At 67.5% G+C, this 21,841-nt stretch carries 21 protein-coding genes and 1 tRNA gene; 10 read left to right on the forward strand and 12 right to left on the reverse strand.

The genetic code is table 11. The annotated features are described in order from the left end of the window. Positions 1–99: 99 nt before the first annotated feature. The 5 genes from rnfB to gloA2 all read right to left on the reverse strand — a co-directional run bounded on the left by rnfB (position 100) and on the right by gloA2 (position 4,384). The gene (gene rnfB / locus ABB28_RS11360; RefSeq protein ID WP_083492008.1) at positions 100–528 is read right to left on the reverse strand and encodes an Rnf electron transport complex subunit RnfB; all 429 of its coding nucleotides are present in this window, start codon (positions 526–528) and stop codon (positions 100–102) included. A 25-nt stretch (positions 529–553) separates the two neighbouring features. Then, positions 554–1,147: an HAD family hydrolase gene (locus ABB28_RS11365; RefSeq protein WP_057508741.1), complete on the reverse strand. Its 594-nt coding sequence runs from the start codon at positions 1,145–1,147 to the stop codon at positions 554–556. A gap of 28 nt (positions 1,148–1,175) precedes the next feature. After that, positions 1,176–3,260: a methionine--tRNA ligase gene (gene metG / locus ABB28_RS11370; RefSeq protein ID WP_057508742.1), complete on the reverse strand. Its 2,085-nt coding sequence runs from the start codon at positions 3,258–3,260 to the stop codon at positions 1,176–1,178. A 97-nt stretch (positions 3,261–3,357) separates the two neighbouring features. Further along, complete coding sequence (locus tag ABB28_RS11375; RefSeq protein WP_057508796.1) at positions 3,358–3,801, reverse strand: DUF2147 domain-containing protein; 444 nt, start codon at positions 3,799–3,801, stop codon at positions 3,358–3,360. 187 nt (positions 3,802–3,988) lie between these two features. Beyond that, positions 3,989–4,384 carry an SMU1112c/YaeR family gloxylase I-like metalloprotein gene (gene gloA2 / locus ABB28_RS11380; RefSeq protein ID WP_057508743.1) on the reverse strand — a complete coding sequence of 132 codons (396 nt, stop codon included), beginning with the start codon at positions 4,382–4,384 and terminating at the stop codon, positions 3,989–3,991. Positions 4,385–4,520: 136 nt separating this feature from the next. On the opposite strand from gloA2, the gene ABB28_RS18030 reads away from it, so the two are divergent. After that, the gene (locus ABB28_RS18030) at positions 4,521–6,029 is read left to right on the forward strand and encodes a hypothetical protein (protein WP_152983461.1); all 1,509 of its coding nucleotides are present in this window, start codon (positions 4,521–4,523) and stop codon (positions 6,027–6,029) included. A 51-nt stretch (positions 6,030–6,080) separates the two neighbouring features. Here the strand turns inward: ABB28_RS18030 and ABB28_RS11390 are convergent, their stop codons facing one another. The 7 genes from ABB28_RS11390 to trxA form a co-directional block, all read right to left on the reverse strand. Further along, entirely contained in the window at positions 6,081–7,976 is a 1,896-nt protein-coding gene (locus ABB28_RS11390; protein WP_057508745.1) for a DUF885 domain-containing protein, read from the reverse strand. A 95-nt stretch (positions 7,977–8,071) separates the two neighbouring features. Then, positions 8,072–8,845 carry a queuosine precursor transporter gene (locus tag ABB28_RS11395; RefSeq protein ID WP_057508746.1) on the reverse strand — a complete coding sequence of 258 codons (774 nt, stop codon included), beginning with the start codon at positions 8,843–8,845 and terminating at the stop codon, positions 8,072–8,074. Further along, positions 8,845–9,525: a DUF502 domain-containing protein gene (locus ABB28_RS11400; protein ID WP_057508747.1), complete on the reverse strand. Its 681-nt coding sequence runs from the start codon at positions 9,523–9,525 to the stop codon at positions 8,845–8,847. The genes ABB28_RS11395 and ABB28_RS11400 overlap by 1 nt, the downstream gene beginning before the upstream one ends. A 63-nt stretch (positions 9,526–9,588) precedes the next feature. Then, a complete protein-coding gene (locus ABB28_RS11405; protein ID WP_057508748.1) occupies positions 9,589–10,059 on the reverse strand; it encodes a DUF4442 domain-containing protein in 471 nt (156 codons plus the stop codon). An 81-nt stretch (positions 10,060–10,140) separates the two neighbouring features. Further along, positions 10,141–10,605: a hypothetical protein gene (locus tag ABB28_RS11410; RefSeq protein WP_083492009.1), complete on the reverse strand. Its 465-nt coding sequence runs from the start codon at positions 10,603–10,605 to the stop codon at positions 10,141–10,143. 147 nt (positions 10,606–10,752) lie between these two features. Further along, positions 10,753–12,369: a CHASE2 domain-containing protein gene (locus ABB28_RS11415; protein ID WP_338063043.1), complete on the reverse strand. Its 1,617-nt coding sequence runs from the start codon at positions 12,367–12,369 to the stop codon at positions 10,753–10,755. A gap of 190 nt (positions 12,370–12,559) precedes the next feature. After that, positions 12,560–13,411, reverse strand: a complete 852-nt coding sequence (gene trxA / locus ABB28_RS11420) for a thioredoxin (protein WP_057508750.1) — start codon at positions 13,409–13,411, stop codon at positions 12,560–12,562. Positions 13,412–13,527: 116 nt separating this feature from the next. On the opposite strand from trxA, the gene ABB28_RS11425 reads away from it, so the two are divergent. The 9 genes from ABB28_RS11425 (at position 13,528) to ABB28_RS11465 (ending at position 21,806) form a co-directional block, all read left to right on the forward strand. Beyond that, positions 13,528–14,142: a DUF998 domain-containing protein gene (locus ABB28_RS11425; protein WP_057508751.1), complete on the forward strand. Its 615-nt coding sequence runs from the start codon at positions 13,528–13,530 to the stop codon at positions 14,140–14,142. Positions 14,143–14,241: 99 nt separating this feature from the next. Further along, on the forward strand, positions 14,242–16,881 hold the full coding sequence (leuS, locus tag ABB28_RS11430) for a leucine--tRNA ligase (RefSeq protein WP_057508752.1): 2,640 nt from the start codon (positions 14,242–14,244) through the stop codon (positions 16,879–16,881). A gap of 168 nt (positions 16,882–17,049) precedes the next feature. Continuing rightward, positions 17,050–17,700 carry an LPS-assembly lipoprotein LptE gene (locus ABB28_RS11435; RefSeq protein WP_083492010.1) on the forward strand — a complete coding sequence of 217 codons (651 nt, stop codon included), beginning with the start codon at positions 17,050–17,052 and terminating at the stop codon, positions 17,698–17,700. A 12-nt stretch (positions 17,701–17,712) separates the two neighbouring features. Continuing rightward, entirely contained in the window at positions 17,713–18,753 is a 1,041-nt protein-coding gene (gene holA / locus ABB28_RS11440; protein ID WP_057508753.1) for a DNA polymerase III subunit delta, read from the forward strand. A 9-nt stretch (positions 18,754–18,762) separates the two neighbouring features. Continuing rightward, entirely contained in the window at positions 18,763–19,419 is a 657-nt protein-coding gene (gene nadD, locus ABB28_RS11445) for a nicotinate-nucleotide adenylyltransferase (protein ID WP_057508754.1), read from the forward strand. A 488-nt stretch (positions 19,420–19,907) separates the two neighbouring features. Then, entirely contained in the window at positions 19,908–20,333 is a 426-nt protein-coding gene (gene rsfS, locus ABB28_RS11450; RefSeq protein WP_042612238.1) for a ribosome silencing factor, read from the forward strand. A 69-nt stretch (positions 20,334–20,402) separates the two neighbouring features. Then, positions 20,403–20,873, forward strand: a complete 471-nt coding sequence (gene rlmH / locus ABB28_RS11455) for a 23S rRNA (pseudouridine(1915)-N(3))-methyltransferase RlmH (RefSeq protein ID WP_057508755.1) — start codon at positions 20,403–20,405, stop codon at positions 20,871–20,873. Positions 20,874–20,895: 22 nt separating this feature from the next. Next, a tRNA-Asn gene (locus ABB28_RS11460) sits at positions 20,896–20,972 on the forward strand. 78 nt (positions 20,973–21,050) lie between these two features. Beyond that, positions 21,051–21,806 carry a bestrophin-like domain gene (locus ABB28_RS11465; RefSeq protein WP_057508756.1) on the forward strand — a complete coding sequence of 252 codons (756 nt, stop codon included), beginning with the start codon at positions 21,051–21,053 and terminating at the stop codon, positions 21,804–21,806. Positions 21,807–21,841: the final 35 nt, after the last annotated feature.

Here is a 21,841-nt window from a genome sequence, read left to right on the forward strand (position 1 = left end):
GCCGCGAAGAGCTACATGGATGTATTCACGCGTGCCCCGCATAGCCTCCCAGCCCGGCCCACTTCCAACTGCGGCTTTCACCCCACCCGCGAGGGGGTCTCACCCGCTCGACGCCCGACCCACCAGATCGATGCAGTCCACCGGACACGGCGGAATACACAACTCACACCCGGTGCAGAGATCGGCAATCACCGTGTGCATGTATTTGGCCCCGCCGACGATCGCATCCACCGGGCAGGCCTGGATGCACTTGGTGCAGCCGATGCAGTCGGCCTCGATGATCAGTGCCACCTGCGGCGGCTTGTGCTCGCCGCGGCTGCGGTCATACGGCAGCGCCGGCACGCCCAGCACCTGCGCCAACGCCCGTGCACCGGCATCACCGCCCGGTGGGCACCGCTCCACGCCGGCTTCGCGGCGGGCCATCGCCGCAGCATAGGGGCGGCAGCCGTCGAAGCCGCACTGGCCGCATTGGGTCTGCGGCAACAGGCGGTCCAGCCGCTCCACCAATGGGGGAGGCATCAGGCTCATGCGGGGCGGTGGCGGCGCAGGGGATTCATCGTTCCAACGGTTTTCCGCGGTACCAGCGGTCGTGGGCGAGGGCGAGCATCGGTCTGTCCTCGGGGCTGTCACCGTAGGCATGGATGCGCGTGTAACGGGACAGATCGAATCGCTGCCGGATGCGCGCCACCTTGCCGGGGCCGCAGTCACCGCCGGTGTAGTGTCCGGTCAGGCGGCCCTCGCGTGCCTCCAGCTGGTTGCAGATCAACTGCAGCCCGTGCTGCTCGCACCAGGGGCGCAGGTACAGATCGATCGACGCCGACACCACGGCCACCGTGTGGCCCTGCGCCTGGTGCCAGCGGATCTGTTCGAGCATTTCCGGGCGCACCATCGCCGGCAACGCATCGCGTGCGTAGCCGGACGCCAGCAGGGCGATGTCATCGGCATGGCGGCCGTTGAACACCAGCGCGGTGACCCGCGCGCGGATCCGCGCCGCGGTGATCAGCCGCAGCCGGTACGCGGCCAGCCACGGACCCACCAGCCACCACGCACGCGCGCGTTGTTCCGGTGTGGCAACGCGCCGCAGGAAGCGGCTGTAGCTGTCGGCATTGGTGATGGTGTGGTCGAAATCGAACAGCGCCAGCTCCATCGCACCCTCCGTGCTGGCCAGCCGCCGGTCAGCGGACCGGCATGCCCGGCAGCGCGGCACTGTCGGCGTCCAGCAGCGCCAGCGCGCCGCCGTCGAAGCCGGCCGACAGGATCATCCCTTCACTCAGGCCGAAGCGCATCTTGCGCGGGGCCAGGTTGGCGATGAACACCACGCTGCGCCCGACCAGCTTTTCCGGCTCGCCGTAGCTGGCGCGGATGCCGGAGAAGATCTGCCGGGTGCCCAGCTCGCCGGCGTCCAGTTCGAAGCGCAGCAGCTTGTCCGAACCCTCCACGAATCCGCAGGACAGGACCTTGCCGATACGCAGGTCCAGCTTGGCGAAGTCGTCGATGCCGATGTACGCCGGCGCGGCGTCGCCCTGCGGCGCGCTCGCGGCAGCTGCCGGCCTGGCTTCGGCTTTTGCGGCAGGGGCCGCAGCGGCAACGGGGGCAGCGGCGGTCGGCTGCAGGGTGTCCTTGGAGGCGTCGGTCATGGCGTCGATTTTCTTCGGGTCGATTCGGGTGAACAGCGGAACGTAGTCGTTGATGCGATGCGCCAGCAGCGGCTGCGCCAGTGCGGTCCAGTCGCTGACCGGTGCGGCCAGGAAGGCCTCTGCCTGCGTCGAGGTCGCCGGCAGCACCGGCTTGAGCGCGGTGACCAGCACGCGGAACAGGTTCAGGCCCTGGCTGCACACCGACTGCAACTGCGCATCGGCGCCTTCCTGCTTGGCGATCACCCACGGCTTGACGTCGTCGATGTAGCGGTTGGCTTCGTCGGCCAGCGCCATCGTCTGGCGGATGGCGGCGGCCGGATCGTTGCGCTCGTAGGCTTCGCGGATCGGCGCCAGTGCTTCGACGAAGCGCTGGTACTGCGCCGGATCGGGCAGCGCCGCGGCCAGCTGGCCGTCGAAGCGCTTGCTGATGAAGCCGGCGCAGCGGCTGGCCAGGTTGACGAACTTGCCAACCAGGTCGGCGTTGACGCGGGCAATGAAGTCGCCCAGGTTCAGGTCAAGGTCGTCCACCCCGCCGGAGGACTTGGCGGCGTAGTAATAGCGCAGCGCCTCCGGTTCCAGCCCGGCATCGAGGAACGTCCGCGCCATCACGAAGGTGCCGCGCGACTTGCTCATCTTCGCCCCGTCCACGGTCAGGTAGCCGTTGACGTGCAGGCGGGTCGGCGCGCGGTGGCCGGTGGCATGCAGCACCGCCGGCCAGAACAGGCCGTGGAAATTGACGATGTCCTTGCCGATGAAGTGGTGCAGTTCGGTGGACGTGCCGGCGCGCAGGTGCGATTCGAAATCCACGCCGGTCTTCGCGCACAGCGTCTGGAAGCTGGACAGGTAGCCGATCGGGGCATCCAGCCAGACATACAGGAACTTGCCCGGATGGCCGGGGATCTCGAAGCCGAAGTACGGTGCATCGCGCGAGATGTCCCACGCGCGCAGGCCACCGTCGGCGTTCATCCACTCCATCAGCTTGGCCTTGACGCCGGGCAGGGCGACATCGCCACCCAGCCACTCGCGCAGGAAGCCTTCGAACTTGCCCACCTCGAAGAAGAAGTGCTCGGAATCGCGCACTTCCGGGGTCGCCCCGGAGATCACCGATTTCGGGTCCTTCAGGTCGGTTGGGCTGTAGGTTGCGCCGCAGACTTCGCAGTTGTCGCCGTACTGGTCGGCGCTGCCACAGTTCGGGCAGATGCCCTTGATGTAACGGTCCGGCAGGAACATGCCCTTGGCCGGGTCGTAGAACTGCGCCACCGAGCGGCGGCTGACGTGGCCTTCCGATTCCAGCTTCAGGTAGAACGATTCGGTCAGCGCCTTGTTGGCGGCCGAGTTGGTCGAATCGTAGTGGTCGAAGTCGACCCCGAAGGCGGCGAAGTCGCGCTCGTGGCTGGCCTGGATGCCGGCGATGAACACTTCCGGGGTCAGTCCGGCCTTTTCGGCGGCCAGCATGATCGGGGTGCCATGGGTGTCGTCGGCACAGACGAACCAGGTGGTGCCGCCGCTCATTCGCCGCGCGCGCACCCAGATATCAGCCTGGATGTAGCCCACCAGGTGACCCAGGTGCAGCGGGCCGTTGGCGTAGGGCAGGGCGGTGGTGACGAGCGCGGTACGGGTCATGGTCACAGCGTGCAGCGAGGGGAATCCCTGATTATCGCACAAGGGGGTCGGATGCCCTTCCAGAAAAGGGCGATCCGACCTCCGTGACCGTCTGCGCTTACTCGCGCTGCCAGGTCTGGGCGCGGCAGATGAAGGCCACGCACCCGGACACGTCCAGTCGGGTGCCGCCGGGCTGCAGCTTCATCTTGGACTTGTAGGTCTTGCCGTTGGCCGGGTCCAGGATGGTGCCGCCGGACCAGCTGGCGGTGCCGTCGGACTTCAGGTTCCACAGGATGGTCATGCCACGCACCGGCTTGTCCTTGTTGGTGCCGCTGCAGTCGCTGCACACCGGGTTCGGGCCCTTGTCCGAGTGCAGGATGTCGACCACCTTGCCGCTCAGCGTGCCGTTGCCGGCCTGGGTGATTTCCACGATCGACTTCACCTTGCCGGTCTTGTCATCGATGGTCTTCCAGCGGCCCACCGCCGAATCGGCGGCGTTTGCCGAAAGCGCGGCCACGCACAGCGGCAGTGCCAGCAGCAGGGTCTTGAAGGTGTTGCGCATGGTCCCCTCCCAGGGCGTTGGTTCGATGCCGGCGCAGGTGCCGGCCTGTGCCGACTGTATACCCATCCGGGGCGGTATGGTGCAAGGCCCCGGTAGTGACGGCCGCTGGCCGTCAATCCGAAGAGGCTGACGGCCAGCGGCGGTCACTACCGGGTCTCAGCAAGAGGCGGACGGCCAGCGGCCGTCACTACCGCGTTTCGTACAGTTCCAGCGGCAGGTCGTCGGGGTCGGCGAAGAAGGTGAAGCGGCGCCCGGTGTATTCGTCCACGCGGATCGGTTCGCAGGCCACGCCATGCTGCGCCAGGTGGGCAATGAAGGGCTCCAGCGCCTCTACCCGGAAGGCCAGGTGGCGCAGCCCCTGCGCCTCCGGCCGGCTGGGGCGCGGCGGCGGGTGGGGGAAGGAAAACAGCTCCAACTGCCCGCCATCGGGCAGGGCCAGGTCCAGTTTCCAGGAGTCGCGGGCGGCCCGATGATGCTCGGCGATGACCGCCAGGCCGAGCACGTCGACGTAGAACGCCCGCGAGCGCACATAGTCGGCGCAGATCAGGGCGACGTGGTGGATGCCTTGCAGGCCGTTGGACATGGAGAGCTCACCTGGAGGGGCGCTGATGATCGCAGATCGAGGGCGGTCAAGCAGTCCGGGAGACGAACGGAATGCGAAAGCCGCTCGGCGGCGCAGGGGTCACCCTTGCCGCTACCTCGACTGGGAAGGACGAATCATGGTCACCGCCACCTACACGCCTGTTCATCGCTCCACCTTCAATCTGCACATCGGCCAGGCCAGCAAGCCGCGCGTCGACCCGCCCCACAGCGCTGTCCGCCTGCCATCGCCGGTGACGGTCGTCCGCAACGGGCAGCTGACCGGGTGGCCGCCGGTCGGCACGCCGGTCTGGCGACCGGTGTTCCCACCGGTGTCCTTGTCGGCACCGGCCGACCGGCCGGTCCGGTTAGCGCCTCCGGGCAAGGACGAGCCCGGTGAGTGGGAACGGTGCGTTGCGCATCTACAGCGGAACGGGATGGTCCCAGGATCAGGATCGGAAGATCCTCTGGACGGTGTAGTCAGACCCTTCAACGTCCTGCCTTCGCAGGTGCGGGCAATCCTGCGCGGTAACGCCGTGCCGGTGCCGGTACAGGCGCCCATTCCACGGATGCCCGCATCACCGGGCAAGGTGCAACCGACCTCGGCAACTGAACGTCACACCTGGCGTCCAGCGGCGGGACAGGGCGCAATCCCGGAATCGCCTACGTCACCTGCAACGCAGGACAGCGCCACGCCAGCCGACGAAGGCGAGGGAGCCAGCTTCGGCGACACATGCGATCGGCCCACCAACCCACAGGCGCGCTTGGATGACGATCGCTCTGTTGCCAGTTTCGCGGCTGAAAATGAGGGCACACCCCTGATTTCCACGGATCCGCCCAGCGCCGAGCGGCGCAAGGATCAGGACGACCTGCTCGTTGTCACCGACGATCACTTCCAGGCATTGAGACAGAGCCAGACGGATGCCCAGGAGGAGGTGAAGCCGGAGGTGGAAGCGCTGGACATCGAAGACGATGATGAATCGCCGTTCATCGAAGGCGAACTGTTTGATACGACTCCACGGTTTGAGCTGCGGGAGGCGCGCCGCGCACGCAAAGTGCTGGCAAACCGGGAACTTGAGGCAGTCGGCAACGAACAGGTGTCGACGCAGGCCCGTCCCGGCCAACGACGCGTGGCTTTTGCCGACTACCAGCTCCAGAGCGTCTTCGATCCTGGCGCGACAGTTGACGCGAGCGTGCGGGCGCCGATCTCGCGGTCTCTGGCCAAGGTCCACGACGGAAAGGCCATTGGAGCGCACGTGCCATTGCCGCTGCTACCCCAGCTGGACGACACGCCGTTGATCGGATCCAGGACGTTCGAGTCGAGCTTCGCCACTCACTGGGACGGCGAGCTCACGACGCTGGAGGATAAGCCGGCGCAGCGAACGTTCCGGACCGAAGAGGGCGAGGACAGCGGGTTCGTGGTGCACTCTGCGTTCCACGAAGAGCGGGATGACGCGGCCACCCATGCCGAGATGGGTAAGATCACCTGGACCGATCTCGGACGCGACGACGAGACGGCGGAGCCGGCTGAGCCGGACGTGGGCGATGCGCTTCGTCAGCTGCAGCGGCTGCAGGAGCTGCATCGCCAGATGGATGCCGCCCTGCGCCGCAACCAGGAATTGAACGAGGACATCGGCGTGTACTTCTGATCCCTGGCCCGTGCCGGATCCCGTGCCCTGCGGCAACGGGATCCGGCCGCATCAACGGCCGGGCTGCGCCTGCCAGCGGGTCATCCGCTGTTCCAGGATGTCCAGCGGCATCGAGCCGTCCTTCAACAGTTCGGCATGGAAGGCGCGCAGGTCGAAGGCAGCGCCCTGCGCCTGCCGCGCGCGGTCGCGCAGTTCGACGATCTTCGCCTCGCCCAGCACGTTGGACAGCGCCTGGCCGGGCTGGGCCATCATCCGTTCCACTTCGGCGTTGGCATCGTCGACCGGCATGCCGGTGTTCTGCTGCAGGTAGTCCACCGCACGCTTCTTGTTCCAGCCCTGCGCATGGATTCCGGTATCGGCCACCACGCGCACGGCGCGGGTCAGTGCCGCCTGCAGGTAGCCGATATGGTCGTACGGATCGGCATACAGGCCCAGCGGCTCGCCCAGTGATTCGGCGTACAGGCCCCAGCCTTCGACAAAGGCCAGGTCACCGCCGAGGCGACGGAAGCGCGGCAGCTTCTCGATCTCCTGCTGCAGTCCCAACTGCACGTGATGCCCGGGCACCGCTTCATGCAGGTACAGCATGGGCACGCTCCAGCGCTTGCGCGCCGGCAGGTTGCTGGTGTTCACCGACAGCACCGCCGGGCGGCTGCCGTTGATGCCGGGCTGATAGGACGCTGCTGCCGAAGCGGCAGCGCGGTCGGCTTCGACCGGCTGTATCTCCAGTGCAGCCTTGGGCAGGGTCTGCAGCACGCTGGGCAGTCGTGCCGCCACCTGCTGCTGCACCTGCTGGTAGCGGCCCAGCAGCGCAGTGGCATCGGTGTACTGGAACTGTTTGTCGGTACGCATGCGCTGCAGCAGCTTGGCCTCGCCGCCGCGCAGTTTGTTGTCCTTCATGACCGCGGCGATCTGCGCATGCAGGGCCTGGACGCGTTGCTCGCCCCAGGCATGCAGCTGGGCAGGGTCCTGCGCGGTGGCGGTCGCCTGGCGCAGCGTGCCGGCATACCATGCTGCGCCGTTCGGCAGGGCACCCAGTCCGGCGGTCTCCCGCGTGGCCGGCAGGTATTCGGTGGCGATGAAGCCGCGCAGCGCGCGGTAGGCCGGCATGATCCGGAATTCGATCATGCGCTTGTATTCAGCGCTGATGCGCGTCTTTTCTTCGGCCGGGATGGTGTCGGGCATGGTCCGGATCGGCGTCCAGAAAATGCTTTCTTCGGCCGTTGGCTTGATCACCGCATCCAGCTGCGGCAGCACTTTTTCCATCAGGTCGCGCGGCTGCACCACGCCGGCCGTCATGCCTTGGCGCATGTTCGCGGTAGCCTGTTCGAACAGGGCCGGGATGCCCAGCGAACGCCGGGACCAGTCGTCGTAGTCCTTCACCGTGTTGAACGGCTGCGCCCCGGCACCGGCGCCGAGGATGGCCATGATGCTGCCCAGGTTGTAGTACTGGCTGATCGGCAGCATCCACGCCGGGTTCTGTTCGGCGGCCAGCGATGCCTTGGCGTCGCGGACGAAGATCTCATAGCTCAGCAGATCCTGGCCCTGCAGGCCGCTGCTGCCGATCTTTTCCACCTTGCCCAGCCACTGCGTGGTGAAGTCATGCGACTGCTGGCGCCAGGCCGCGGACAGGATGTTCGGCAGTTCACCGTTGTAGCGTGCGTCGCCCTGGAAGGTGGCCTGCAGCGGATTGAGCCGCATCGAAGCGTCCCAGTACTCGTCGTACAGGCGCTCCAGCTGGGTCGCCTTGCTGGCCGGCGCGGCGGCTGCCTGCCGGCCTGCGGCGGCCGCCGGGCGTGCGCGCGGCTTGGCCTTGGGCTTGGTCGCCTGGCGGGTCTGCGCGGCCGCAGGGCGGGTGGCTTTCTTCTTCGCGGCTTCGGCCGGCGGCGCGGCGCTGAACAACATCAGCGAGGCAAGTGCGACCGCCAGGGCGCGGGCAAGCTGGGGCATCGGACATTTCCGTGGAACACAGACCGTGGAGCTTGCACGATCCAGACGCATACGGCCAGCATCCACAGCGCAGTCAGCAAATGCGGCGTTGTCGCTCAGTCAGCTGCGGCGTCGGCCCGCAGCTGTGCCGCACGCGCTGCGCCCAGATAGCGCGTGATCGCATGCCGCATCAGGTACAGCAAGGGGATCAGCGCGATGGCGAAGCCCATCTTGTAGGCGTAATTCAGGCTGCTCACGGCCAGGAACAGCGACGTCGGCCACTGCTGCGGCCCCAGCACGAAGGCGATCCAGATCACCACGAAGCTGTCGATCAGCTGGGACACCGCGGTCGATCCGGTGGCCCGCAGCCACACATGGCGTTCGCCGGTGGCGCGGCGGATGCGATGGAACACCGAGACGTCGATCAGTTGGCCGACGATGAACGCGACCAGCGAGCCGGCGATGGTCCACATGCCCTGGCCGAACACCACGGCAAACGCGGCCTGGTAGTCCGGCACGCCCTGCGCGCTCATCGAGCCGACCCACCAGCTGGCCGGGGCCAGCGAGATCGCCGCATAGGCGAACAGGAAGCCGTAGCAGATCAGGGCCGCCGCCAGCCACGAAATGAAGCGCACGCCGCGCTTGCCGAAGAACTCGTTGATGGTGTCGGTCATGACGAATACCACCGGCCACAGCAGCGTGCCGGCGGTGAAGCTGAGCGAGCCGGTCTGGCCGAACAGGTTCCAGTTCAGCGGTGCGATGCCGAGCGTGTCTTCCAGGGCGAAGATCTTGACCCCGATCAGCTCGGCCAGCACCGCGTTGGCGCAGAAGAACGCGGCCAGACCGATGAACAGCAGGACCGCACGGTCCTGCAGCGGCCGCGCGCTCATCAGCCGCGTTCGCCAGCGCGGGTGAACGGCACGGTTTCCGGCGCGACGGCACCGCCGGAGATGATGAAGCTCATCGCCTGGTCCACGGTCCAGTCGGTGGGCGTCAGCAGCTCCACCGGCACGATTTCCAGGTAGCCGGAGGTCGGGTTGGGCGTGGTCGGCACGTACACCGCTGCCAGTTCGCGGCCGGTGCCCTGTTCGCGTATGACCCGCGTCACCAGGCCCACCGCCTTCATGTCCCGGTGCGGGAAGTCGATCAGCACCACGCGCTGGGTGGTGCCCGGCTCGGTCTGCAGCATGTCCAGCAGCTTCTTGGCGCTGTCATAGATGATGCTGGCCAGCGGTATCCGCTTGATCACCGCCCCGACCCAGCGCAGCAGCCGCTGGCCGACCACGCGCCGGCTCAGCACCCCCACCGCCAGGATCACCAGCAGGGTGGCCAGCAGCGCCACCACGTTCTGGATCCACTCGGCGTGGACCCAGCCCAGATAGTGCGGGAACCAGGTGGCGATGCGTTCGGACATCGGCACCACCAGCGGGCTGGAGATGCCGGACAGCAGCACGAAGACGAACTTCACCACGACCCAGGTCAGCCAGATCGGCAGCAGGGTCAGCAGGCCGGTCAGGAACAGCCGCTGCAGGGAAGGGCGGGGGGTGAGGGTGGGGCCTTGGAGTGACATCGGTGCATTGTAGCGGTCGCGTGGGGCCGGTCAGGCTCTCCGGGTCACAGGACGTGGCAGTGATCAACCGGCCATGGCGCCGCCGCGCGCCTGCGGCTTGAGCCGGATGTAGACCTGCTTGCGTACACGGGCCACGACCTCACCCGAGGCGTCCAGCACGTCGTTGCTGTACCAGCGCAGTTGCTTGCTGCCATCGGCAGCGGACGCGCGGATTTCCGCGAGCATTGCGTCATCGACCCGGAACGCCGCGCGTACCGTCCCGCGGCCGGGTTTCAGGAATTCGATTTCGCCAGCGCGATCCCACACGTAGTAGTCGCGGCCCAGGTTGTGCATCAGCCCCAGCATCCAGAACGGGTCGGTCATCGCGAACAGGCTGCCGCCGAAATGGGTACCGACATAGTTGCGGTTCCACGGGCGCATGCGCAGTTCAACGTCGATGTCACGGTAATCCGGCGATATCCCGGTTACGTGGATGCCGGCGAACAGGAAGGGCGGCCACAGGTTGATGCCGTGGCGGAACAGGCTGGCTTTCATGGTGGACCGGCGCCGGGAATGGAGGCGCCAGTGTAACCATGCGGATGCGTATGGAGAAGGCTTGCCGGCAGGGTCGATCTCTCACGGCGCCCCCTTCGGGATCGTCAGGGAAAAAGTACCGTTCTGCTGCGCAATGGCTTCGCCGGTGTCGGTGATCGCGTTCTGCACGAACAGGCCGCTGCCCTCCGCGTTGCCTGTGATGAAGGTCAGCTGATGGTAGGCGGTGCGATTGCCCCAGTCCGGCGACGGCAGTGAGACGTAACGGATCGTGCTGCTCTGGTCCCCGACGTTGCCCTGGGCGACGAAAACGCCGTAATGATCCTCGCCCTCCGAGGTGATCCGATAAACGCCGTTGGCGTAGTGCGTCAGGGTCGCGTTCGGGAAAGGCTTGGCGTCGTAGAGTTTCCGATAGTGGAGGTGATAGGTCGCCACCGGTGCGGCAGGTTGGACGGTGATCGGGGCCGGTGCGCCGGCAACGGCGACGTTCGGCAGAAAGGAGGTCACAGCGAGCGAGGTGAGGACGAACAAGGCGGGGATGAAAGCCATGGCGGCGCGCTCGAGGGATGGGTCATTCACACTGTTGGCTGCGATGACACAGGGCAAGTGGCAGATCCGTCACGTTCGAGCGGATCTCGCCCAGTCCGATGAGCGGCTGACGCGGCGGTACGTACGGCGCCTCGGGGGGTGCCCGGCTCAGCCCGCTTCCAGGACGTAGCCGTCGCCGCCGTTCGCTTTGGCCTGGCGCAGTGCCGCCTCGGCTCCGGAGAGAAATGCATCAGCCGGCACTTTCGGCCCTGGCACCCGGCAGTACACCCCGATGCTGACGGTGGTGCGGGCGGTTCCGGCGGCGTCCACCCACGGCAGCCGACGCACATCGGCGATCAGGTCTTCTACCACCTGGCGCGCGCCGCCGGGCGGCGTATCGGGCAGGAGCATCGCAAACCCGACGTGGCCAAGGCGGGCGGCGGTATCGCGCGGTCGTCGGGCATGGGCGGCAATCAGCCGGGCGACTGCCATCGGCAGGGGGGCGCCTGGCTGCGAACCGGGTCGGTCTTCGTGGCCGCTGCCGTGATCCAGCTCCACCCGCACCAGCGACAACGGGCGGCAGTCGCGGTCCGCGACGCAGGTCTCCTGCTGCAGCGCAAGCTCGAAGCGCGGCCGGTTGGCCAGCCCGGTGACGGTGTCCACGTCGGCCCCGCGTCGCCCACTGGCGATCCGCCACACGGCCCAGAGGGCGGTGGCGATCAGCGCTGTCACCAGCGTGGCGCAGGGCGCCCACCACAGGTTGGCCCCGCGCAGCAGGGACCAGGAGAGCAACAGCGGGAGGGGCAGTCCCACACCGATGGCCAGCATCGTGGCCGCCCGCCCACCGCACAGCCCGGAAACGCACAGCATCACCAGCAGCACGCCCAGCGCGTGCTGCGCTATCGGCGCCATCACCCGCAGCGTGCGCGACTGCAGCAGCATCGAGGCCACGTTGGCGTGGTATTCGGTGCTGCTCATGGGGGCGTCGCGGCGGGTCGGTGTCAGCAGTGGCGGGGCGAGACCTGGCGCGGTGGGACCCACCACCACGCGTTGGCCGTGCAACCGCGCAGGCGCGACCCGGCCTTCCAGGACGTCCACATAGGCGACCTGTGGCACGCTGCCCGGCGGGCCCGCGTAGCGGAGGCGGAGGTAGCCGTCGCGCACCCATTGTCCAGGCGCTGGGTGATCTTCGGCGGTGGGCAGTCCCTGGACCCGCGCGGACGGGTCGGCCAGTGCCAGCCCCAGCGCCGGCCAGTGCGCTGATCCGGTTCCGGCATGCAGGAACATGCCGCGCGCCACGCCGTCGGCATCCAGCTGTATTTCCGCGTGGCCCAGTGCTGCCGCACTGGCCGTGACCCGCGCGATGGGGAGCCGTTCTTCGGCCAGCCGATCGGCCCGGGCCGGCACCGCCAGCACCGGCAGTACCACCTGGCCATTGCGCGCGATGGCGGCCGCCAGCTGCGCATCGGCACCCGGGTGACGGTCCTGTCCGGAAAACGGAAGGTCCAGCAGCACTCGGCCGCTGCCGGCGTCGGTCAGTCGGTCCAGCAGGCGCGCATGCACGCTGCGGGGCCAGGGCCAAGGGCCGATCTGCCGCAGGCTGGCCTCGTCGATGGCAATGATGAGCAGGCTGGGGTCGGGCGGGTAGGTCCAGCGGCTCGTGTAACGGTCGAAAACCGCGTCGTCCAGTGGCCCCGGCCAGCGGCCATGGCTGGCGGCAGCGGCGACCAGCCCGGCCAGGACGGCCAGCAGCAGGCGGTAACGCCACGGCAGCGGCCGCCGCATCAACGCCGGCCCCGACCGCGGTGGGGTGCACCTTCACACATCACGCGATCCTCCCCCCGGAAAGATCGGCGGAGCGATCCCCTCGGCCCGTTGGCCGGGTGTCATTCCCCCGAATGAACCGTGGCGTCCGACGACGCCACCGGCTCAGTATCGCGTGCCCTCCGAGGGCTTGTTCTGAACGGATTTACATTCAGAAAAGCAGCGACGCCATATTCCGGCGGTACTGGCTCACCAGTGCGGGGTCACCGATCACGTTGAAGGCATCGATCAGCACCTTGCGGGGAAGTCCGTCATTGAAGCTGCGATCCACGCGCAGCATTTCCAGGAACTGTTGCAGTGCCGCCTCGTCTTCGCCGGCCAGCAGCAACTGCACGCCGCGCAGGTGGCGGGCCGCCAGGTCGCCTGCATCGGCCGCGATGCGCGCGTCCAGTGCCTCCGGCGCCGGTGCATCCTTCAGCGCCGAAGCAAATGCCAGCCGCGCGCGGGCACGCACGGCGCGGTCATCGGTGGCCAGGTTGGCCGGCAGGCCGTCGATCAAGGCACCGGCTTCGTCCACCCCGCCGATCTGCAGCAGCGCCACCGCCAGGTCCAAGCGCAGCTCGTCCTTGCCCGGTTCGGCGGCGATCTGCGCACGCAGCACGTCGACCTGCGCCTGTGCATCCAGCGGCTCGGGCTCGGCCTCGGCCACCGGTTCGGCCGGGGCGATGCCGTGCTGGGCCAGGAACTCCCGCAACTGGCCTTCGGTCACCGCGCCCGGGAAGCCGTCCACCAGCTGGCCACCCTTGACCAGGAACACCGTCGGTACCGAGCGGATCTGGAAGGCCGCCGCGATCTGCTGCTCCTTGTCCACGTCCACCTTGGCCAGCTGGAAGGCGCCGTTGTACTCGCCGGCCAGCTTTTCCAGCAGCGGTCCCAGGGTCTTGCAGGGCTCGCACCACGTCGCCCAGAAATCGACCAGTACGGGGGTCTGCAGGGATTTCTGCAGCACCTCGGCTTCGAAGGTTTCGGTGACAGCGTCGAATACGTTCGGCAGTTCGCTCATGGAAACTCTGGATCTACGGCGGGAGACCGATTCTATGGTGGCGGACGCTTGCGGCTTCAACCCGCTGCCGGTGTGATGTTCCACAATAGGGCCTGCCAACGATCGAGTGCGTCACCATGCCGACCCTGCTTCCACGCCCTGTCGAGAACCTGCTCGGTCCCGCCGCGGCGGCGGTGTTCGTGCTGTCCGTGGCCGGTTTCGGCGTGGCGCTTGACGGCTTCGAGCAGGGGCGCCACCCCGTGGCGTTGCTGGGGGCCGGCGGCATTGCCCATGCACTCGGCTTCAACGTGCTGGGCTGGGTGCTGCCGGGCCTGCTGGCCACGGCGATGGCGCTGTGCCTGCTGGCGCGCCTGCCCGCCGGCAGCAGCTGGCTGCTGCGGGTGGCCGGCCAGTTGCTGGTGCTGGCAGGGTTGGCCTTCGCCGGCATGGGGCTGTTCCCGCTGGATGTGCAGGACCTGGACGGCCCGGCCAGCCAGGCGCATGCCAGCGCATGGATGGTGTGGGCGCTGGCGTTCATCGCCGGCACGCTGATGCTGGGCATCGGCAGCTGGCGCAGATCGCCGCCGTTGGCGCGGCTGGCGCTGGGCTGCGGGCTGGTCGCGGCGGTCACCGCGTTTGCCCTGCACGGGCTGCTGCCGGCACCGCTGGCGCAGCGGCTGACCTTTGCGGCGTGGGCATTGTGGCTGGCAGCGGGGCTGCCGTGGGTGGCGCCGGCCGAGCCCCGCCGCTGAGCCCCTGCCGCCGGGCCCAGGCCCGCCAGTCGGAGGGATTGGAGGCTTTTGCCGCACTGCGGTACCCTGTGCCGCTTTGCCGCCGCACTTGTGTGTTCCATGACCAGCGTCGAACCCAACGCCTACGACCCGCAGCAGGTTGAATCCGCCGCCCAGCAGTACTGGGACGGTACCCGTGCCTTCGAAGTCAACGAGACCTCGGACAAGCCGAAGTACTTCTGCCTGTCGATGCTTCCGTACCCGTCGGGCGCGCTGCACATGGGCCATGTGCGCAACTACACCATCGGTGACGTGATCAGCCGCTACAAGCGGATGACCGGGCACAACGTGCTGCAGCCGATGGGCTGGGACGCTTTCGGCCTGCCGGCTGAAAACGCTGCGATCAAGAACAAGACCGCGCCGGCCAAGTGGACCTACAAGAACATCGACCACATGCGCAGCCAGCTGAAGTCGCTGGGCTATGCCATCGACTGGTCGCGCGAGTTCGCCACCTGCAATCCGGACTATTACGTCCACGAGCAGCGCATGTTCACCCGCTTGATGCGCAAGGGCCTGGCCTATCGGCGCAACGCGGTGGTCAACTGGGACCCGATCGACCAGACCGTTCTGGCCAACGAGCAGGTCATCGATGGCCGCGGCTGGCGCTCCGGTGCGCTGGTGGAAAAGCGCGAGATCCCGCAGTGGTTCCTGCGCATCACCGATTACGCCCAGGAACTGCTGGACGGACTGGACGAGCTGGACGGCTGGCCGGAATCGGTCAAGACCATGCAGCGCAACTGGATCGGCCGTTCGGAAGGGCTGGAGATCCAGTTCGCCGTACGCGATGCCGAAGGCAATACGCTGGACCCGCTGCGCGTGTTCACCACCCGCCCGGATACGGTGATGGGCGTGACCTTCGTTTCCATCGCCGGTGAACATCCGCTGGCGCTGCATGCAGCCAGGACCAATCCGCAACTGGCCGAGCTGCTGGGCGGGCTGAAGCAGGGCGGCGTGTCCGAAGCGGAACTGGAAACCCAGGAAAAGCGCGGCATGGATACCGGCCTGAAGGCGATCCATCCGGTGACCGGCGAACAGGTGCCGGTGTGGGTGGCCAACTTCGTGCTGATGGGCTATGGCACCGGTGCGGTCATGGCCGTGCCCGGCCACGACCAGCGCGACAACGAATTCGCCAACAAATACGGCCTGCCGATCCGCCAGGTCATCGCGCTGAAGGCGCTGCGCAAGGACGAAACCGCGTACGACGCCAGCCGCTGGCAGGACTGGTACAGCGACAAGACCCGTGAAAGCGAGCTGGTCAATTCGGGCGAGTTCGACGGCCTGGATTTCCAGGGCGCCTTTGAAGCCCTGGCCGAACGTTTCGAGCGCAAGGCCCAGGGCCAGCGCCGGGTCAATTACCGCCTGCGCGACTGGGGCGTCAGCCGCCAGCGTTACTGGGGCTGCCCGATTCCGGTGATCTACTGCGACAAGTGTGGCGCGGTGCCGGTGCCGGAAGAACAGCTGCCGGTGGTGCTGCCGGAGAACGTGGCCTTCTCGGGCACCGGCTCGCCGATCAAGACCGATCCGGAATGGCGCAAGACCACCTGCCCGGACTGCGGCGGCGCGGCCGAGCGCGAGACCGACACCTTCGATACCTTCATGGAATCGAGCTGGTACTACGCCCGCTACACCTCCCCGGGTGCACGCGATGCGGTGGACAAGCGCGGCAACTACTGGCTGCCCGTGGACCAGTACATCGGTGGTATCGAACACGCGATCCTGCACCTGATGTATTTCCGCTTCTATCACAAGCTGCTGCGTGACGCGCGGATGGTGGACAGCAACGAACCGGCCCGCAACCTGTTGTGCCAGGGCATGGTGATCGCCGAAACGTACTACCGCGCCAACCCGGACGGGTCCAAGGACTGGATCAACCCGGCCGACGTGGACGTACAGCGCGACGAGCGTGGCCGCATCACCGGCGCCACCCTGGTGGCCGACGGCCAGCCGGTCGTGGTCGGCGGTACGGAGAAGATGTCCAAGTCGAAGAACAACGGCGTGGACCCGCAGACCATGGTCGGCAAGTACGGCGCCGATACCGTGCGCCTGTTCTCGATGTTCGCCGCACCGCCGGAACAGTCGCTGGAGTGGAACGAAGCCGGCGTGGACGGCATGGCGCGCTTCCTGCGCCGGTTGTGGGCGCAGGTGCACAAGCACGCCGCCGACGGCACCGCCCCGGCACTGGACGCCTCCGCGCTGGATGCCGGCCAGAAGGCGCTGCGCCGCAAGACCCACGAAACCATCGGCAAGGTCGGCGACGACTACGGCCGCCGCCACAGCTTCAATACCGCCATTGCCGCGGTGATGGAGCTGATGAACGCGCTGGCCAAGTTCGATGACGCCAGCGCGCAGGGCCGCGCGGTACGCCACGAAGCCCTGCAGGCGATCGTGCTGATGCTCAACCCGATCACCCCGCATGCCAGCCATGCTCTGTGGCAGGTGCTGGGCCACGGCCAGACCCTGCTGGAAGACCAGGTCTTCCCGCAGGCCGATCCAAACGCGCTGGTGCGCGATGCACTCACCTTGGCGGTGCAGGTCAACGGCAAGCTGCGTGGCACGATCGAGGTCGCCGCCGATGCGGCGCGCGAGCAGATCGAAGCGCTGGCGGTGGCCGAACCGAACGCGGCCAAGTTCATGGAGGGCTTGGCGGTGCGCAAGATCATCATCGTGCCCGGCAAGATCGTGAACATCGTGGTCGGCTGATCCCGGCCGGCCGGTCGGTCGCGCCAGCGGCGCTGGGTCAGCCAGCGCCGGGTGGGAGGCGACCGTGGGTCGCCAGCGCCTTCCCGGGACCTCGATGATCAACCGTCATTCACGCCTCATCGGGCAGGCTGTATTGCCGCAGCCGCCCGGCTACTACAGACTGTGTCCATGACCCGAATCCTGCTTGCCCTTCTCTTCGCCGTCGGCCTGGCCGGTTGCGGCTTCCACATGCGCAACAAGCTGATGCTGCCGGCCGATACGGCAGCGGTGAAAGTGGTCTCCACCGCGCCTTACAGCGAGCTGGCCAAGCTGCTGCGCCGCAGCCTGCTGGCGTCCGGGGCGACCCTGGCCGACGACGACTCGACCGCGCCGGCCGCGCAGCTGCAGGTGCTGTCCGAGCGCTGGGGTGACCTGCCGATCGCCATCGACGCACAGGGCCGTGCGCAGGAATACAGCCTGCGTTACGCGGTTATCTTCATCTTCCGCCGCGAAGATGGCAGCGAACTGGTGCCGCAGCAGGTGATCGAGCTGTCGCGCGATTACGTGTCCCCGCCGACCGATGCCACCGGTACCACCACCGAGCGCGAGATCCTGGCCGATGAGCTGCGCCGCGACATGTCGGCCTCGATCATCCGCCGCATCGACAGCGTGGTGCGCAATGAACTGCGCGAAGGCCGCAGCATTTCCGCTCCGGTCGAAGCGGTCGATGGCCAGGTGATTCCGGCGGGTCCGGCGCCGGCCGGCGTGCCAGCCATCCAGACCACCCTCCCGACCGCCAAGCCCGTCCCCGAACCGGCCAGTCCGCCGGTCCAGGACTGAGCCGGCACCCGGATGGAACTGCGCCCGGAGCAGTTGGCCAGCACCCCTGGCGGCCAGCCGCTGGCCCCTGTCTATCTGATCGCCGGGCCTGAAACCCTGCGCGTGCTGGAAGCGGCCGATGCGGTGCGGGCGAAAGCGCGCGCCGAGGGCATCAGCGAACGCGAAGTATTCGATGCCGATGGGCGCGATTTCGACTGGGGACGCCTGCAGGCAGGGTTCAACGCACCCAGCCTGTTCAGTGCGCGCCGCCTGATCGAAGTGCGACTGCCGAACGGCAAGCCGGGCAAGGAAGGCGCGGAGGTCATCAGTGACTTCTGCGCCTCGCCGCCACCGGATGTGGTGCTGCTGATCACCGCCAACGAGTGGAGCAAGTCGCACCAGGGCAAGTGGGCCGATGCGGTTGGCCGTGCCGGGGTGACGTCGGTGGCATGGGCGATCAAACCGCACGAGCTGCCTGAGTGGATCGAACGCCGCCTGCGCGGCAAAGGCCTGCGTGCCGATCCACACGCGGTGCAGCGGCTGGCCGAGCGGGTGGAAGGCAACCTGCTGGCGGCCGCCCAGGAAATCGACAAACTGGCCCTGCTGGTTGAATCCGGCCAGGTGCTGGACGTGGAAAAAATGGACGCGCTGGTGGCCGATGCGGCCCGCTATGACGTGTTCCGGCTGGTGGAGTCGACCTTCTCCGGCCAGCCCGCTGCGGTGTTGCGGATGGTCGCCGGGCTGCGCGCCGAAGGCGAAGCGGTGGCGGCCCTGATGCCGATCGTCATCCGCGAACTGCTGGCCGGCGCCGCGCTGGCCCAGGTGCAGGCGCGGGGCGGCAACCTGGCCGCGGAAATGAAATCACGCGGCATCTGGGAGTCCCGCCAGGCGCCGTACAAGCGCGCGCTGCAGCGGCACCCGGAAGCCAAACGCTGGGAGCGCTTCGTTGCCGAAGCCGGGCTGGTGGATCGCATTGCCAAGGGGCGCGCCGATGGCGATCCGTGGCTGGCGCTGGAGCGCCTGCTGGTGGCGGTGTCCGAAGCACGCGCGGTACGCCTGCTGGCGCGTGCCTGAGCGCTGGCCATGGGCCTTCGCGTCTATTACGGCGGTACGTTCGATCCGGTGCACAGCGGGCACCTTGCCATTGCCCGCGCGGCACGTGATGTGCTCGCCGCGCCGGTACACCTGATGCCGGCCGCTGACCCCCCGCATCGTCCCGCGCCCGGCGCCAGTGCCGAACAGCGCTGCCAGATGCTGCGCTTGGCGCTGGCTGATGAGACCGGATTGCAGCTGGACCGCCTCGAACTGGAGCGCGCCGCCCGCCAGTCCGGGCGGCCGTCCTACACCGTGGATACCCTGACCGAACTGCGCCAGGCGTTCGGCCCGGATACGCCGCTGGCGTGGCTGGTGGGGGCAGACAGCCTGCTGTCGCTGGCCGCCTGGCATCGCTGGCAGGCGTTGTTCGGGCTGGCCCATTTCATCGTCGCCGAGCGCCCGGGCAGCAGCTTGCCCGAGGTGGTGGAGGGCAAGCTGGGCGAGGCCTTGCAGGGGCGCTGGACCGACCGGCCGCAGGATCTGCACGAGGTACCGGCAGGACGCGTGTTGCGGCTGCGCCAGCCGCTGCGCAGCGAGTCGGCCAGCGAGGTCCGCGCCCGCATCGCCGCCGGCGGGCCGTGGCAATCCCTGGTAGCCCCGGCGGTGGCTGACTACATCGCCGAACATCGACTTTACGGGGTGTGATCCCGCGATCCGGCGGCTGTCATCCGCCCGTTGTGGTGCACGTCACCCACGCGGGAACCTCGCCGCTTGAGGTGGCGCGGGTATGCTCATACAGGGCGCGCAGGACGGCCTGTTTGTGATCGGGTTCCTTCACTGCCAAGGGTAGGTGGAAGCTTCCGCGCGTATCGCACCGCCAGGTGAGGCAGCCAGGGCAGGGATCCCCTCCAGGCGCAGCCGGCGCCTGGACCGGTGCCGCAGCGCTGCCAAGCGCGATTCCCGAAGCGACGACGAAGGTGGCAAGCAGGCTCATGGTGATGCTCCAGTCATGGAAAGGGTGCGCGCAACGAGCGCGACGCCATCATCGGCTCGGCCACCGGCGGGCCGTCATCAGGGATCGGGGGAGCTGCAGGTAGGGCCAGCGGCCCGTCCGCATGGGGGCTGAACCCGGTGAATGCCTCCGGCGCCGGTCCCACGTATAATCCCCCCTACGTTTATCGAGTCGACCCGCTTTGAGCAACCAGCCCCAACCCCAGACCATCAAGGTCGAACTGCCCAACCCGCCGCCCTCCGTGGAGCAGCTGCTGGCCTGTGTGACCGACGCCACCGAAGAGCTGAAGGCCAAGGACGTGGTCACCATCGACGTACGTGGCAAGTCCAGCGTCGCCGATTACTTCGTGATCGCCTCGGGCACTTCGTCGCGTCACGTGAAGTCCATCGCCGAGGAAGTGGTCCGCTTCGCCAAGAAGCTGGACATGATGCCGCTGGGCGTTGAAGGCGAGCGCGAAGCCGAGTGGGTGCTGGTCGACCTGGGCGATGTCGTGGTCCACGTCATGCTGCCGCGCGTGCGCGAACTGTATGCGCTGGAACGCCTGTGGACGGTCGGTGACCAGCGTCGCCAGCACGAAGAAGAAGAAGGCCAGGACGACGAGGTCTGATCGACCTGCTGCCTGTGCTGCACCCCCCGACGGCGCCGATGGCGCCGTCGGACGTTATGAGGATGCCTGATGAAAGCGCGACTGATCGCCACCGGTGAGCGCGCCCCCAGCTGGGTGGCGCAGGGCTTTGCCGAATACCAGAAGCGGTTGTCGCACTGGTTGCCGTTCGAACTGGTGGAGATCGAACCGGGCCTGCGTGGCAAGGGCCGCGATGCGCGCCGCGCGACCGATGACGAAGGCAAGCGGGTGATTGCCGCCCTGCCGAAGAATGCCTACGTGGTGGCGCTGGACGTTCCCGGGCGACAGCTGAGCTCGGAACAGTTGGCGCAGCGGCTGGAGCACTGGCGCGGGCAGGGCAGGGACCTGGCGTTCCTGATCGGCGGCCCGGAAGGACATTCGTCCGAAGTGTCCGCACTGGCTGATGAAAAATGGTCGATCGGCCCATTGACCCTGCCGCACATGCTGGTGCGCCTGGTCGTTGCCGAACAGCTGTATCGCGCCGCGGCGATGTTGGCCAACCACCCCTACCATCGCGCGTGAAGAGTCGTTATACTGGTCGTCTGCCCGAATAGCTCAGCCGGTTAGAGCACTTGACTGTTAATCAGGGGGTCGTTGGTTCGAGTCCAACTTCGGGCGCCACTTTGAAAACCCGCATCGCGAGATGCGGGTTTTTTTTATGTGGCATGCTGCCGTCCATCTGATGGCTGGAGCGTCACGATGGGCGAGATCATGACAGCGGTGGTCGTTTTTGCCTGCCTGAGTGCGGCATCGATCGGCATGATGTTCGTGTATCCGCGCTTGTCGGCGCGGCACCGGGACGACGAGACCAATACCGTGCTGCGGCTGGTCGCCAACATCTTCGTGGTGATGACCTCGCTGGTGTTCGGCCTGCTGATCAATTCCTCCAAGAACACCTTCGAAACCATCGATTCGAACGTGCACGCGTTCTCGACCAGCCTGATCATGTTCGACCGCTCGCTGCGCACCTACGGCGTGGAGACCGACGAGACGCGCCGGCGACTGGTCGAGTACATCGAGGTGGCGATCGCCCATCCCGCACGCGGCAACGATGCGTTGGTCCACCAGCGCAGCCCGGCAGCCAACGCACTGGACCAGGTCGGCGGGGCTCTGGACCGCATCGCGCCGGCCGATCGTTTCCACGAAGGCCTGCTCGCCGATGCGCGGCAGCAGTACCAGACCGTGGTGCGCCAGCGCTGGAGCATCGTCGAGCAGTCCGAAGCCAGCGTGCCGCGCTTGATCATCTGGATGCTGATGGCATGGTTGACGCTGATCTACGGCAGCTTCGGTTATCGCGCGCCGCACAATCCGATGGTGGTCGGCATGTTCCTGGTGTCCGCCGCGTTGATCGCCACGTCGGTGTACTTCGTGCTGGACATGAGCATCCCCTTCCATGGACCGATCCAGGTGTCCGACGCACCGCTGCGCCGCGCGCTGGCTGAAATCCAGCCCTGACCCGCAGTGCCCCGGCAGCGCCGAGCCGTGCTCGG

It is taken from the genome of Stenotrophomonas chelatiphaga (assembly GCF_001431535.1).
Taxonomy (GTDB): domain Bacteria; phylum Pseudomonadota; class Gammaproteobacteria; order Xanthomonadales; family Xanthomonadaceae; genus Stenotrophomonas; species Stenotrophomonas chelatiphaga.

What these genes read in the sequence shown, in the direction of transcription:
- ABB28_RS11390 (WP_057508745.1), bottom strand. Translation starts at nt 7,976, where the DNA reads ATGCCCCAGCTTGCCCGCGCCCTGGCGGTCGCACTTGCCTCGCTGATG.
- rlmH (WP_057508755.1), top strand. Translation starts at nt 20,403, where the DNA reads ATGAAAGCGCGACTGATCGCCACCGGTGAGCGCGCCCCCAGCTGGGTG.
- trxA (WP_057508750.1), bottom strand. Translation starts at nt 13,411, where the DNA reads ATGAGCGAACTGCCGAACGTATTCGACGCTGTCACCGAAACCTTCGAA.
- ABB28_RS11375 (WP_057508796.1), bottom strand. Translation starts at nt 3,801, where the DNA reads ATGCGCAACACCTTCAAGACCCTGCTGCTGGCACTGCCGCTGTGCGTG.
- metG (WP_057508742.1), bottom strand. Translation starts at nt 3,260, where the DNA reads ATGACCCGTACCGCGCTCGTCACCACCGCCCTGCCCTACGCCAACGGC.
- ABB28_RS11465 (WP_057508756.1), top strand. Translation starts at nt 21,051, where the DNA reads ATGGGCGAGATCATGACAGCGGTGGTCGTTTTTGCCTGCCTGAGTGCG.
- leuS (WP_057508752.1), top strand. Translation starts at nt 14,242, where the DNA reads ATGACCAGCGTCGAACCCAACGCCTACGACCCGCAGCAGGTTGAATCC.
- holA (WP_057508753.1), top strand. Translation starts at nt 17,713, where the DNA reads ATGGAACTGCGCCCGGAGCAGTTGGCCAGCACCCCTGGCGGCCAGCCG.
- ABB28_RS18030 (WP_152983461.1), top strand. Translation starts at nt 4,521, where the DNA reads ATGGTCACCGCCACCTACACGCCTGTTCATCGCTCCACCTTCAATCTG.
- rnfB (WP_083492008.1), bottom strand. Translation starts at nt 528, where the DNA reads ATGAGCCTGATGCCTCCCCCATTGGTGGAGCGGCTGGACCGCCTGTTG.
- ABB28_RS11435 (WP_083492010.1), top strand. Translation starts at nt 17,050, where the DNA reads ATGACCCGAATCCTGCTTGCCCTTCTCTTCGCCGTCGGCCTGGCCGGT.
- ABB28_RS11365 (WP_057508741.1), bottom strand. Translation starts at nt 1,147, where the DNA reads ATGGAGCTGGCGCTGTTCGATTTCGACCACACCATCACCAATGCCGAC.
- ABB28_RS11425 (WP_057508751.1), top strand. Translation starts at nt 13,528, where the DNA reads ATGCCGACCCTGCTTCCACGCCCTGTCGAGAACCTGCTCGGTCCCGCC.
- nadD (WP_057508754.1), top strand. Translation starts at nt 18,763, where the DNA reads ATGGGCCTTCGCGTCTATTACGGCGGTACGTTCGATCCGGTGCACAGC.
- ABB28_RS11400 (WP_057508747.1), bottom strand. Translation starts at nt 9,525, where the DNA reads ATGTCACTCCAAGGCCCCACCCTCACCCCCCGCCCTTCCCTGCAGCGG.
- ABB28_RS11395 (WP_057508746.1), bottom strand. Translation starts at nt 8,845, where the DNA reads ATGAGCGCGCGGCCGCTGCAGGACCGTGCGGTCCTGCTGTTCATCGGT.
- gloA2 (WP_057508743.1), bottom strand. Translation starts at nt 4,384, where the DNA reads ATGTCCAACGGCCTGCAAGGCATCCACCACGTCGCCCTGATCTGCGCC.
- ABB28_RS11410 (WP_083492009.1), bottom strand. Translation starts at nt 10,605, where the DNA reads ATGGCTTTCATCCCCGCCTTGTTCGTCCTCACCTCGCTCGCTGTGACC.
- ABB28_RS11405 (WP_057508748.1), bottom strand. Translation starts at nt 10,059, where the DNA reads ATGAAAGCCAGCCTGTTCCGCCACGGCATCAACCTGTGGCCGCCCTTC.
- ABB28_RS11415 (WP_338063043.1), bottom strand. Translation starts at nt 12,369, where the DNA reads ATGCGGCGGCCGCTGCCGTGGCGTTACCGCCTGCTGCTGGCCGTCCTG.